The organism is Flavobacterium muglaense (assembly GCF_014305155.1).
GTDB lineage: Bacteria > Bacteroidota > Bacteroidia > Flavobacteriales > Flavobacteriaceae > Flavobacterium > Flavobacterium muglaense.
This window is the reverse complement of sequence record NZ_JACRUK010000025.1, coordinates 1-14,091: the sequence shown is the minus strand read 5'-3', so window position 1 is coordinate 14,091 and position 14,091 is coordinate 1. Positions and strand designations below refer to the sequence as shown.

The following is a 14,091-nucleotide window of genomic DNA, read 5'->3' as shown; positions in this document are numbered from 1 at the left end:
TTGAATTATTTTTTTTACTCGTTTATTACAGACTCTTCTGCAGGTACAAGGGTAATTTGTATACTTCCTTCGATCATAAATTGCATGTTGCTCGCGGTGGCAACTAAAGCTGATATTTGTTCAGAAGCATCCGTTAGTATTTTTACACGTTGCTTAGAATGAGATGTTTTTTCGTTAAACCGCACTTCATTGCTAAAATGCTCCAATTGATGAAAATTGATTTTACTGTTGATTAATCCTAGTAAGATTTTTTTAGCTTCTAATGGTGCAAATTCTCCTTCTACTAATTGAAACGTTAATCCTTTTTCTGTTTTCATGTTTTTGTTGTTTTATTTGCTGCAAAGGTAAAACGGCTAATTCATTTGTTTTTATTTATATTTGTAATGAAATCCATAAAATATTTTTATGAACTATACATTGCATCAGTTGTATGTTTTTTTAAAAGTGGCTCAAAACAAGAGTATTACAAAAGCAGCGGTAGAGCTACATCTTACACAGCCAGCCGTTTCGATCCAGCTGCGGAATTTTCAAGAACAATTTGAGTTTCCATTGACGGAGGTAATCGGTAGAAAATTGTATATCACTGATTTTGGTCAAGAAATTGCCATTGCTGCCGAAAAAGTGTTGAGTGAGGTAGAAGCCATCAATTACAAAACACTTGCGTATAAAGGAGAGTTAAGCGGACGCTTGAAAATATCTATTGTTTCTACGGGTAAGTATGTAATGCCTTATTTCTTGTCGGATTTTTTAAAGCAGCATCCTGGTGTCGATTTGATCTTGGATGTAACCAATAAGAGACAAGTATTGGAAAGTTTAGAACACAATGAAGTTGACTTTTCATTGGTTTCGGTCTTGCCTGATGCGATTCAAATTGAAAAAGTAGAGTTGTTGCCCAATGCTCTGTATATGATGGTCAACGCGAGTCAAACTTTCGATAAAAAAAATTATGATGTTTCCATATTAGAAGAGTTGGCAGTGATTTATCGGGAAGAAGGCTCGGGGACACGATACATCATGGAGAAATTTATAGAAAACAATAACCTTAATGTACCCAAGAAATTTGAACTCACTGGAAACGAAGCCGTAAAACAAGCTGTTTTGGCTGGTTTAGGATGTTCGATTATGCCTTTGATTGGGGTAAAAAATGAATTGAATAATGGTAGTTTGCAAATCGTTCCTGTAAAAGGATTGCCTATAAAGTCCAATTGGAATCTAATTTGGTTAAAAGGAAAGAAATTTTCGCCTGTTGCCAATGCTTATTTGCAATTCATTCAAAACGAAAAAGAGCGCATCATAGCCGACTCTTTTCAATGGATTGAAGAAAAAAATAAAAAAGGGATTATACAATTGAAGTAAAAAATTGATCTTAGGTTAAAATGAAGGTTTATGGACCTGCTGTAATTTATGGGACAAAGCTGTTTTTTGTAGGTTATTTTTTGGTATTTATTGCGTTAAAAAAATGTAAAAATAAAGTTAATTTTTTAATGATTCGCTAACATTAACTTAACACTGCAATAGCATCTTTGCCAAAAAAAATTAAGAACCTATTTCAACCATGAAAAAACTTTTATTTGCATTATTTATTTTAGGTGCTGGAGCACTTCAAGCGCAAGATGGTAACAAAGCCGCTATTTCAAAAGAAGTGGTTCGTGTTTTAGATTCGATCAACAAAGCAAAAACAGCCGAAGAAAAGGCAAAGCCAAAGAAAGATGCCCAATGGTATGATAAAATAAGTATGCGAGGATATGCTCAAGTACGCTACAATGGTTTACTGTCTACAAATGATAAAGTATCTTGTGACCAATGTGATAAATCGTGGGGTACAACCGCTACAGGTGATGATGTGAAATCCAATAATGGTTTTTTTATTAGACGAGCACGTATTGTTTTTTCTGGTCAAATTACACCTAACGTGTCTTTTTATATTCAGCCAGATTTAGCGAGTTCACCGTCAACAGGAGTTAATAACTTTCTGCAAATTAGAGATGCTTATTTTGATTTGTCATTCGATGCTAAAAAAGAATTTAGAGTTAGAATAGGACAAAGTAAAGTGCCATACGGATTTGAAAATATGCAATCAAGTCAAAATCGTTTAACGCTGGATCGTAATGATGCATTGAATAGTGCTGTTGCAAATGAGCGTGATTTAGGTGCGTTTTTCTATTGGGCGCCAAGCGAAATAAGAGAGCGTTTTGCGATGCTGGTTAAAGATGGGTACAAAGGTTCTGGAGATTATGGAGTTTTTGCATTTGGGGCTTACAACGGTCAAACATCTAATAAATCAGAAGGAAATAGAAACCTACATGTTGTAACGAGAGTGAGTTATCCATTTGTAATTGGGAGCCAAATTATCGAACCTGGAATTCAGGCGTATACGGGTAAATGGGCTTTTGGTAGTGAAATCTCAACGGGTGTAACTGTTAATAATAAGCAAAACACCTTAGATCAAAGGGTAGCGGCTTCATTTGTATTGTATCCAAAACCTTTTGGAGTGCAAGCCGAATATAATATTGGTAAAGGACCTCGCTATAACAAGCTCACAAACTCTGTAGATGTGTCTCATTTAGAAGGGGGTTATATCACCTTAAATTACAAATGGGATTTACCAAAACACCAGTTAATGTATCCATTTGCTAAATTTCAGTACTACGATGGTGGAAAGAAATTTGAAAAAGATGCTAGAAGTTATACCGTGAGAGATTACGAGTTGGGACTAGAGTGGCAGCCTTACAAAGTATTTGAGTTAACAGCCACTTGGGTGATTGCAGATAGAACATTTGAGGATAGCGCATTAAAAAACAATAGACAACAAGGAAATTTATTAAGGTTGCAAGCGCAGTTTAATTTTTAGAAATTACGATACGTAAAAGGAAGAAACTCCAAATGCTTTGAAAATGAGTATTTGGAGTTTTTTTGTCTATAATTTAGTGAATTATTCTTTAGTAATGGATTAGTGGTAAATAGTAAATAATATTTAATTTATTGTAAATCAGTAAATTAATGATTTTTATTGGCCTTAGCTTATTGTTATGTTAACCTTACCTTAATACTAAAAGGCTTTATTAACATTAATTTTGCAACCGAATAACAAAACAGTAACAAAAAATTAAAATGAAGAAATTTTTATTAAGTATAGTGCTAATGTTTACGCTAGTAACCACTGCTCAGGAAGGTAAAAAAGACGAAAATGAAGGTGCTAAAAAAACAGTATTGTCACAGTATCTTAACTCAACTAAAAAGTTAGGCTTTACAGCAAATGATAGCTTGTTTCAAATGAATATTGGATTTAGAGTTCAAAGTAGAATAGGTTATGGTAAAGAAGATGGTGAGTCAGGAGTTGTAGAAGGTGAAATTAGAAGAATGCGTCTTAAATTAGACGGTTTTGTTTATAACCCTAGATTTGGTTATAAAGTAGAACTAGGTTTTTCAGCGAGAGATATAGGAACTGTAGTAGTAGGGAATAGTGGGAATGTAATTTTAGACGGAGTTCTTTTTTACAAAGCTACTCCTCATTTTACAATTGGTTTTGGTCAGACTAAATTGCCAGGAAACAATCAGCGTGTAATTTCTTCTAACTCATTAGAACTTACAGATCGTAGTATTAATAATTCAAAGTTTAATATTGATCGTGATTTTGGAGTGTTTTTAGATTATTCGAAAGGAAGTCCAGAGCATTTTTCCTATTCATTGAAAGGTGCAATTACTAAAGGAGAAGGTAGAAATTGGGTAAAAACTAAAGACGACGGAATCGCTTTAACGGGTAAAGTAGAATTGTTTCCATTAGGATCTTTTACGAAGAACGGATCTAATTTTGAAGCCGATTTAATGCGAGAAAAAAGTTTAAAATGGATGGTTTCTGGAGCTTTTAGTCAAAACAATAATGCGTTAAGATCTCAGGGACAATTAGGAAGTAGTTTATATGAGGCTAGAACACTGCAATCCTTGTTTTTTGATACCATGCTTAAGTACAAAGGATGGGCGGCATCTGCGGCTTATATGTCAAGAATGGCTGATAATCCTATTACCGTTAGTGCTTTAGATGCTACTAAAAAACAAGCGGTTTTTGTAGGGCATGGGGTTGATGCTCAATTGAGTTATCTTTTTCCTTCTGATTATCAAATTATCGGTAGATTTTCTACTCAAAAAGTGGATGCCGATATTCAAACATTAAGTCCTAATGTTGATGAGTACACGATTGGATTATCTAAATATATATTTGGACATAAAGTAAAAGTGCAAGGCGAGTTCTCATATGACAATGTCAAAAATTACAGTGGAAGCGTTGATAATAATTGGTTTGCTCGTTTTCAAGTTGAAATAGGAATATAATAATTGGTTTGTGAAATGGATTGTTATTTCTATAAACATAAATAATAAATATTGGATAATATTAGCTTAACACAGAGTTAACATTGGGTCGGTACTTTTGTAAAAAATTAAAAAAAACTAAAAAATAAAAAAATGAATAAAACTAAATTGTTTTTAATGTTGCCATTGATTGGTATGTTAAGTTGTGGTAAAGCAAAAACAGAAGATAAAGGGGCGGAATCGAAAGCAAATGCTATATCGGTAACAATCAAAGGAAGTGACACTGTTTTGCCATTGGCACAAAAAGAAGCTGAAGATTTAATGAAGGCAGATGCTAATGTAAGTGTAACTGTTGTAGGTGGTGGTACAGGTGTAGGATTAACAGCGTTGATCGATGGAACTACTGATATTGCAATGGCTTCAAGAGATATGAAGACGGAAGAGAAATTGAAATTCTCTGAAATGAAAAAAGAAATAGAAGAAGTGATTATTGCTTATGATGCGTTAACGGTTATCGTTAATCCAGCAAATAAAGTAGGGAAATTGACACGTGAGCAATTAGAAAAAATCTTTACAGGTCAAATTACAAACTGGAAAGAAGTAGGTGGAGAAGATGCTAAAATTGTAGCTTATTCAAGAGAATCATCATCTGGAACATACGAGTTCTTTAAAGATGAGGTAATGGGTAAGAAAAATTATGCTTCAAACATTTTAAGTTTACCAGCTACTGGAGCAATCGTTCAAGCAGTAGGGCAAACTAAAGGAGCTATAGGATATATTGGTTTAGCGTATGAGACAAAAGAAGTAAAACAACTTTCAGTATCTTATGATCAAGGTAAAACTTTTATTGAGCCATCTGTAGCAAGTGCTAAAGATAAATCATACCCAATTTCTAGACCTTTGTTTTACATGTTTGATAAAACAAATGCAGCAAAAGTAAAAACAATCGTTGATTTTGCTCTTTCACCAGAAGGTCAAAAAATTGTTTCAGAAGTAGGATACGTACCGTTGAAATAATAAAAGATAATTATAATTGAAGGAAAGGCTGTCTATTTTTAGGCAGCTTTTTTTGTGTTTGTACAACTTTCGCTTAACATTAAGTTAACATAAGGATAATGCTGTGTGAACATTAAAGGGGCTGGCCTAGCGTAATTTTGCTAAAAATAAAATACACTGATTTGAAAACAAATTTTAAACAGATTAAAGAAAAAATTATTGAAACAATTTTAATGCTAAGTAGCGCTGCGACTAGTATTACGGTTATTTTGATTGTCTTTTTTCTATTTATCGAAGGAGCGGGAGTTTTTACAAAGAAACCTATTGATGATGGTTTTTTATTAGCAGTCTCAGTCGATAACCAAGTAAAAAAAATAAAACCTTCAGAGATAAAAGATATCTACGATCAAAAAATCACCAATTGGAAACAATTGGGAGGCAAGGATTTGCCGATCGTTTTGTTTAGAGCAGGCGATATTACAGATTATTATACGGAGGAAGAATTAGGAAAGAACTTTGAATTTTTTCCAGACAAAATAAACGAGCTTATCGCAAAGACTCCAGGTATTATTGCCTTTTTCTCTGATAAGTATAAGGCTAAAGATTTCAAAGGAAGAGAACTAGATATTGATAAAATCAAAGTGTCTGAATTTTTATCTGGTGAAGAGTGGTTTCCTACCGCACAGCCAATAGCGCAAATGGGAGTGAAGCCCTTAATTTATGGAACCTTATGGGTGAGTCTTGGAGCTATTTTGTTGGCTTTGCCAATAGGACTTGCAGCAGCAATCTACTTAAGTGAAATTGCTAAGAAAAGAACCCGCAGTTTGTTGAAACCTTTAATCGAATTGCTAGCAGCAATTCCCTCTGTAGTTTATGGGTTTTTTGGTTTGGTGATCATTGTTCCTTTAATACAAAGTACCTTTGATTTACCAGTAGGAGAAACAGGGTTAGCAGGAAGTGTAGTCCTTGCTATTATGGCCTTACCTACCATTATCACGATATCCGAGGATGCAATGCGTAACACGCCTCGTGCTATGAAAGAAGCTAGTTTAGCTTTAGGAGCAAGTAAGTGGCAAACAATTTACAAGATCGTGATTCCTTATTCGGCTTCAGGGATTACAGCAGGAGCGATATTAGGTATTGGTCGTGCAATTGGTGAAACAATGGCAGTATTGATGGTTACGGGTAATGCGGCAGTAATACCACACACGCTTTTAGAGCCAGTACGTACCATTCCAGCAACTATTGCGGCTGAGTTAGGCGAAGCGCCTAATGGAGGATTGCATTATGAAGCGCTATTTGCTTTGGGATGTATCTTATTTATAATCACTTTTGGAATTAATATGTTAGTAGAATTGGTTACTAATAGAAATTCTCATAAAAAACATTAAGCATGAGTCAACAAAGTAGTTTAGCAAAGAAAAAAAGAAGAAATCAAAATATTGCTTTCGGAATATTTACATTTACTAGTTACGCGATCGTGGCGCTGTTGTTTGTAATATTAGCTTTTATTGTTATAAAAGGAATCGGAGTAATTAGTTGGGAGTTTATTACTGAAATGCCTAAAAACGGAATGACCGAGGGTGGGATTTTTCCTGCCATCGTAGGGACACTTTGTTTGGTTCTAGTAAGTATGGTGTTTGCCTTTCCGGTAGGGGTTTTGGCTGCCATATACATGAACGAATATGTAAAAGACGGTTGGATTAAAAAAATAATCAAGCAAATGACAAACAACCTTGCGGGAGTTCCTTCGATTGTTTTTGGATTATTTGGGATGTCATTGTTTGTAAATAAAATGGGTTTTGGTGATTCTATCTTAGCGGGTGGTTTAACATTAGGTTTACTAGTTTTACCGATTGTTATTAGAACCACCGAAGAATCATTAAAAGCAGTAGACGATACTTTTAGACAAGCGAGTTATGGGTTAGGAGCGAGTAAGTGGGAGACAACTAGTAAAATTGTTTTTCCTATTGCCTTCCCTAATATTATAACAGGATTGATCTTGTCAGTAGGAAGAGTTTCTGGGGAAACCGCTCCAATTTTATTTACCGTTGCAGCGTATTTTTTACCTAAATTGCCAACATCAATCTTTGATCAAGCCATGGCATTGCCTTATCACTTATATGTGATTTCAACCAGCGGAACAAATATTGAAGCATCAAGAGCAATGGCTTATGGTACTGCGCTTGTTTTAATTATAATTGTATTAATTTCTAATTTATTAGCGAATGCCCTTCGTAAATATTATGGAAACAAAGTAAAAACGAATTAACATGCATAAAATAGAATCTAAAAACGTAAATTTTAATTACGGAGAATTTCAAGCTTTGCACGACATTTCAATGTCAATGAAGGAAAACACAGTTACGGCATTAATCGGTCCTTCTGGTTGCGGAAAATCTACTTATTTACGTTTGTTAAATAGAATGAATGATTTGATTGATAACACCCACATGACCGGGAGTATTTTAATCGATGGAGTTGATATTTATGAAAGACAGACGAATGTTGATGATTTGAGAAAAAATGTTGGGATGGTTTTTCAAAAACCCAATCCTTTTCCTAAAACCATTTATGAAAACGTTGCTTACGGTTTAAGAGTAAACGGAATTACGGATAAAAATGAAATCGAAGAACGAGTAGTGACTTCGATTGAACAAGTAGCGCTTTGGGATGAGGTAAAAGACAAGTTAAAAAAATCGGCTTTTGAACTTTCAGGTGGACAACAACAACGTTTGTGTATTGCTAGAGCTTTGGCTATTCAGCCTTCGGTCTTGTTAATGGACGAGCCTACATCAGCATTAGATCCTATTTCGACTGCCAAAGTAGAAGAGCTTATTTACGAGCTAAAAAATAAATATACGATCGTTATTGTAACACACAATATGCAGCAAGCAGGTCGTGTAAGTGATAATACTGCTTTCTTTTATATGGGTAAATTGATTGAGTATGATAAAACAAAAACAATCTTCACAAAACCTACAATTAAACAAACGGAAGATTACATAACAGGAAGGTTTGGTTGATACCGATTTTGATTTAAATCAAAAATCGTTTAACTTTATCCTTAAATCTTTAAAAAAAATGGCATCACACTTAGAAACAGAATTAGGAAAGCTTAAAAATATTATAATAAAAATAGGAAGCTTGGCAGAATCTCAGGTGAGCGAAGCGGTAAAATCATTGCTATCTGAACCAGGATCTGAAAACAAAGAATTAAAAAAAACAGAAAGTAAAATTGATAAATTAGATCTTAAAATCGATGATATTTGTCAAAGTGTTTTTGCATTACAACAACCAGTTGCTAGCGATTTAAGATTCATTATGTCGGCAATGCAAATGAGTAATGAGATCGAAAGAATAGGTGATCTATCGATAAGTATTATTAAATTAACCAAGAGCATCAAAGAAAAGCATGAGCTAATCTCAAAGTTTGATATTGCTGAGATTACTAGCGAGGTGGAGATGGTAACATTAAAAACCAATCAGTGTTTTGAGAATTTGGATGAATCTATAATTGAAGATATCTTTAGGTTGAATACAAGTATCAAAACTAAAAGTGCTACAGCAATCGAAAATATAATAAGTGAAATGAAAAACAATTCTAAAACTGTTGTTTCGGGTACGCACTTAATATTAGCATTAAAGCATATCGAGCGAATTTCTGATCATTGCACCAATATAGCCGAATCGGTTTATTTTATGATCAATGCTAAAACAATTAAACACGAAAAGTTTACAGATAAAAAGTAAGCGTTGTACGATAGGTAATTTCAATAAAAAAACTGACTTTCTTTTTAAAAGAAAGTCAGTTTTTTTATTGAAATACTTGAAACAGTGACTCCCAGTCAATGGGATTATTGATGCGCTCAAAACCTTTGTATTTTTTTAGTTCAAATAGGTGTTCTATTGTAAAGACGTCTTGGCTAGAGTAGGGTGCAATGCCTTCGTTCTGAAATTTTTGGGCAAGGTAAATTTGTTCGTATTGCCCCGGTGTTGGAATGAAAAACGCCTTCTTTCCAAGTTTAACTAGATCCATAATGGTGGTATATCCAGAGCGACAAAGTATAGTTTCACTTTCGTTAAAAGCTTGTTCCAGCTGCCGGGTAGTCATAAAATTATAGTAGTTAATGTTTTTTATCTTCTCTCTTGTTTGTGTTTTCTCTAGTATTCCTTTGATAAAAAGCACTTCGCCTTTATAGCGTTTGAGTACTGTTTTTAAGCGCGTTTCCAGTATTCCTCTTTGTGGTTCGGGTCCAGATAGTAGTACCATTAGATCATATTGAATTGGAAGTTCTTTTTTTACCATTCGACTCAAAGGGCCTATGTGTTTTAGTTTTAAGTTGGCGGCATTAGTATGACTTAGTACATCGGCTAGGTTGGGTTTTGTGGCCAGGTCAGGAATCCAACATTGGGTAAATTTCTGGATAGACTGTTGATGCAATTTACTGGAAATCCAGCTTGTGCTTCCAGTAAGCACGTTGATTTGATGTGTAATATAAATAGAAGGGATTTTAGTCGAATAACATCCTAAGCGGTTATCAGAGATAATGCCGTCAATTTCATATTGCTGAATCCATTTTTCAATCATTTTTTTTTCTTTCCAAATTGCCATTAAGGTCTTCGGACTGTTCAGTAGTATTTTCCATTTAAAGTAAGCTCCATTTTTAGGATATTCAATTTGGTACGAAGGCAATACTAAAGTTTTGATATAGGGAAACTCTTTTTTTAGTAAATCTAATGCAGGACCATCAGAAGCTATAATCGGGATAAAGTTATTTTCTTGTAATGCTTTAATGACTGGGATACATCGCGAAGCGTGTCCTAAGCCCCAATTTAGTGGTGTTATCAAAATGGTTTTACAATTCATATTCATTTTTCTGCTATTTTTTACTTTTCTATTTTTTAAAAGTAACCAAACATTCTTTTTTTTGGGACTGTTGAAGTATTAAAAAACGATTAATAAATGGATCCATTGATAATACAATATTAATTTGTTTTAAGAGTCATTTTGGTTTTTTATTTTAAAACCGTTCAACTCTTAATGTCGTATGTAGGTTAGGTAGGTAAAGAATTTGGATTTTTAAATATAATTCGCTACCTTCAAGAGGTATGCAAGAATCAATCGCGGTATAGTGTAGTATAATTTATTTGGCAATTGTTGATAACTCTTGTTTTAACGATTTTCATTGTTAATAAAAAATATAAATGAGTAAGTTTAATACTATAAAAAAAGCTATTTTATAGTTGTAGATGACCGAAATTGTTGCTATGATCTAGAAAATTATTACCTTTAATCGATTTTTTATGTGAATAGACGAGTATAATATTGAAGTGCTTCAAATTATTATATTTTCGCGGCATAGTGGTTATTTTGAATATTTAGTAGGAATTGCTACACAAGGCGTTTTGTTGTTAATAACTACGAACGTGTTTAATGAGGAATAAGGAGTAGTGCTTGAAATTGTTACTGAGTAACATAGCTACACTATTTAAAATGAATTAAAAGCTTATCAACATACGTTATTGAATTTTATATTTTAATAATATTTTATATTAAAAATACATGATTAAAAAATTACACAATCTAAAGAATCAGTTATTTCTAGTAGTTTTTATGGTATTGATTAGTTCAGTATCATTAGCTCAAAGCACTAACCGCTATCAAGCGGTAATTAGAGGAGGGGCAACCTTATTTGGAAACTCATGGTATTATAGTTCTACGTCTAATAATGGGTATTTTAGTAATACCCGTCTTACGCCAGATGTAGATAATGACAACAGTACAACGCTTTCGACTAGTTCGGATTTGATACTTCCTGCTGGTTCTACTATTGAAAAAGCTTATTTAGCAATAGAAAAAGGTATTGGAGGGGGGATGTTTACTTCGGTAAAATTTAAAGCTCCGGGTGCAGGTTCATACACTCTTTTGTCCACTGCGACTGCCTTAGCTAATAATAATACAAACTCTTATTACCAAGCTATTTGGGATGTTACTTCAATGATGCCGGCAAATGGTTATGTTAGTGTGGCTTCAGGTGGAACTGCAGGAAGGTATTTCCTTGCTGATCCTCTGCCAGATTCAACTACTTTACCTATGGGTGGTTGGTCTATTATTGTGGTATATAGTAACCCAGCTTCGCCAGCTCGAAATATAACGGTTGCTGATAACTGGCAGTTTTTTAATAATTCAACGGTAAATTCTGATGTAACAGGTGTAACGGTACCAGCTTCAGGCGTTGTTAACGCTGTAATCGGTGTAACAGGAACTTATGGAGATAGAAATTATAGCGATTTAATAAGTTTTGGACAAACTACCGGAGCGTTAACGAGATTAGCAGATCCAATGACAGGGCGTACAGATGATGCCTTGAATAGTAGTATAGCGGTTTCGGTAAATAATAATGTGACCTCAGATGGAGGTCCAGCTTTGTCAGGAAACGTTACTTCAAGGAATCCAATAAGTGGTGGTCATATCTATGGTCCTGCTGAAGCTTGGGATTATGATGCTGATATTTTTGATGCAGCAGGTATTTTACCCAATTCTAATAACCCAATGGATGTTCGTCTGCAGCAGAGATCAACTGGTGGGGATTTTCTGGCGTCAGGTTCCTATTTTATATCGATTGATGTTTCGGCACCAACTTTAACTAAAACAGTTTCTCCTTCGGTTATTATCGATGGGGGAATTGCTACATATACATGGGTAGTAGAAAATACTGCTGGAGGGGCGGCACTTTTATCCAATTTAGGTTTTGTAGATACTTTACCAAGTAAAATTAAAATTGCGGCTAGTCCTCAGGTGACAACTTCTTATACAGGAGGAGGCTCTGGAGCAACAGTTACGGCGGTTGCAGGTTCTGGTAATTTTTCTGTTTCGGGATTAAAATTACCTGGAGGTGCTACAGCTACTTTTACAGTTAAAATAACCAATGTACTAGGACAATATAATACATCATGCTCAGGTAATCCATCTGCTTTTACAAACAGTAATTCTAATGTAACAACAACGGGAGGGATCGCATCAAATCTTACGCCTCAATGTCTTATTGTAAATCCAGATTGCTCAGCTTACGTTTTAGCAATAAATAATCCAGCTGCAGTTTGTTCTCCTTCTACAGTTAATTTGACGGCAGCAGCTATAACAGCGGGCAGTTCTTCTGGACAAACGTATACCTATTGGACTAATTCGGCTGCAACAAGTGCTTATGCATCACCAACGGCTGCAACGGCAGGAACTTATTATATTAAAGGCACAAACGCGATCGGATGTTCGGATGTAAAAGCAGTTTTGGTAACTGTTACCCCAAACAATACGGTCACAGCAGCATCATCAACGCCAACGTTGTGTATCAATACCGTTTTAACGAATATTACACATACAACTACTGGTGCAACTGGAATAGGAACTGCAACAGGCTTACCTAGTGGAGTTACTGCTGCTTTTGCCTCTAATACAATTACAATTAGTGGTACTCCAACAGCATCAGGAACATTCAACTACAGCATTCCGTTAACAGGCGGATGTGGAACTGTGAATGCTACAGGAACTATTACAGTTACACCAGCTAATACAGCCGGAACAGCTTCGACAACACCAACGTTGTGTATCAATACTGCTTTAACAGCTATTACACATGCAACAACAGGAGCAACAGGAATAGGAACTGCAACAGGTTTACCTGCAGGAGTTACGGCTACTTTTGCATCCAATAAAATTACAATTAGTGGTACTCCAACAGCATCAGGAACATTCAACTACAGCATTCCGTTAACAGGCGGTTGTGGAACTGTGAATGCTACAGGAACTATTACAGTTACACCAGCTAATACAGCCGGAACAGCTTCGACAACACCAACGTTGTGTATCAATACCGCTTTAACAGCTATTACACATACAACTACTGGAGCAACAGGAATAGGAACTGCAACAGGTTTACCTGCAGGAGTTACGGCTACTTTTGCATCCAATAAAATTACAATTAGTGGTACTCCAACAGCTTCAGGAACATTCAACTACAGCATTCCGTTAACAGGCGGTTGTGGAAGTGTGAATGCGACAGGAACTATTACAGTTACACCAGCTAATACAGCCGGAACAGCTTCGACAACACCAACATTGTGTATCAATACTGCTTTAACAGCTATTACACATGCAACAACAGGAGCAACAGGAATAGGAACTGCAACAGGTTTACCTGCAGGAGTTACAGCTACTTTTGCTTCGAATACAATTACAATTAGTGGTACTCCAACAGCATCAGGAACATTCAGCTACAGCATTCCGTTAACAGGCGGTTGTGGAAGTGTGAATGCGACAGGAACTATTACAGTTACACCAGCTAATACAGCCGGAACAGCTTCGACAACACCAACGTTGTGTATCAATACCGCTTTAACAGCTATTACACATACAACTACTGGAGCAACAGGAATAGGAACTGCAACAGGTTTGCCTGCAGGAGTTGCAGCATCTTTTGCATCCAATAAAATTACAATTAGTGGTACTCCAACAGCATCAGGAACATTCAGCTACAGCATTCCGTTAACAGGTGGTTGTGGAACTGTGAATGCAACAGGAACTATTACAGTTACACCAGCTAATACAGCAGGAACGGCTTCGACAACACCAACGTTGTGTATCAATACCGCTTTAACAGCTATTACGCATACAACAACAGGAGCAACAGGAATAGGAACTGCAACAGGATTACCTGCAGGAGTTACAGCTACTTTTGCTTCGAATACAATTACAATTAGTGGTACTCCAACAGCATCAGGAACATT

11 protein-coding genes are annotated in these 14,091 nt (G+C 35.3%); 9 read left to right on the top strand and 2 right to left on the bottom strand.

All coding sequences use genetic code 11. From position 1 onward, the window contains the following. Positions 1-14: 14 nt before the first annotated feature. Positions 15-317 (bottom strand): hypothetical protein, encoded by a 303-nt coding sequence (locus H8R24_RS10920; RefSeq protein ID WP_187019081.1) that lies wholly within the window; start codon positions 315-317, stop codon positions 15-17. An 88-nt stretch (positions 318-405) separates the two neighbouring features. Between H8R24_RS10920 and H8R24_RS10915 the strand changes: the two genes are divergently transcribed. The 8 genes from H8R24_RS10915 to phoU all read left to right on the top strand — a co-directional run bounded on the left by H8R24_RS10915 (position 406) and on the right by phoU (position 9,057). Further along, positions 406-1,356 carry a LysR substrate-binding domain-containing protein gene (locus H8R24_RS10915; protein WP_187019084.1) on the top strand — a complete coding sequence of 317 codons (951 nt, stop codon included), beginning with the start codon at positions 406-408 and terminating at the stop codon, positions 1,354-1,356. Positions 1,357-1,555: 199 nt separating this feature from the next. Further along, the gene (locus H8R24_RS10910; protein ID WP_187019086.1) at positions 1,556-2,851 is read left to right on the top strand and encodes a porin; all 1,296 of its coding nucleotides are present in this window, start codon (positions 1,556-1,558) and stop codon (positions 2,849-2,851) included. Between the two features lie 260 nt (positions 2,852-3,111). Further along, the gene (locus H8R24_RS10905; RefSeq protein WP_187019088.1) at positions 3,112-4,329 is read left to right on the top strand and encodes a porin; all 1,218 of its coding nucleotides are present in this window, start codon (positions 3,112-3,114) and stop codon (positions 4,327-4,329) included. 132 nt (positions 4,330-4,461) lie between these two features. Next, positions 4,462-5,325 carry a PstS family phosphate ABC transporter substrate-binding protein gene (locus tag H8R24_RS10900; protein ID WP_187019091.1) on the top strand — a complete coding sequence of 288 codons (864 nt, stop codon included), beginning with the start codon at positions 4,462-4,464 and terminating at the stop codon, positions 5,323-5,325. 161 nt (positions 5,326-5,486) lie between these two features. Then, positions 5,487-6,695: a phosphate ABC transporter permease subunit PstC gene (gene pstC, locus H8R24_RS10895; protein WP_225876812.1), complete on the top strand. Its 1,209-nt coding sequence runs from the start codon at positions 5,487-5,489 to the stop codon at positions 6,693-6,695. A gap of 2 nt (positions 6,696-6,697) precedes the next feature. Then, complete coding sequence (gene pstA, locus H8R24_RS10890) at positions 6,698-7,576, top strand: phosphate ABC transporter permease PstA (protein WP_187019094.1); 879 nt, start codon at positions 6,698-6,700, stop codon at positions 7,574-7,576. A gap of 1 nt (position 7,577) precedes the next feature. Then, positions 7,578-8,330 (top strand): phosphate ABC transporter ATP-binding protein PstB, encoded by a 753-nt coding sequence (gene pstB, locus H8R24_RS10885; protein ID WP_187019096.1) that lies wholly within the window; start codon positions 7,578-7,580, stop codon positions 8,328-8,330. Between the two features lie 58 nt (positions 8,331-8,388). Further along, complete coding sequence (phoU, locus tag H8R24_RS10880) at positions 8,389-9,057, top strand: phosphate signaling complex protein PhoU (RefSeq protein WP_187019098.1); 669 nt, start codon at positions 8,389-8,391, stop codon at positions 9,055-9,057. A gap of 64 nt (positions 9,058-9,121) precedes the next feature. Here the strand turns inward: phoU and H8R24_RS10875 are convergent, their stop codons facing one another. Beyond that, positions 9,122-10,180: a glycosyltransferase gene (locus H8R24_RS10875; RefSeq protein ID WP_187019101.1), complete on the bottom strand. Its 1,059-nt coding sequence runs from the start codon at positions 10,178-10,180 to the stop codon at positions 9,122-9,124. Between the two features lie 690 nt (positions 10,181-10,870). On the opposite strand from H8R24_RS10875, the gene H8R24_RS10870 reads away from it, so the two are divergent. After that, positions 10,871-14,091 (top strand): beta strand repeat-containing protein (locus H8R24_RS10870; RefSeq protein WP_187038203.1); only part of this gene is annotated, 3,221 nt, incomplete at its 3' end.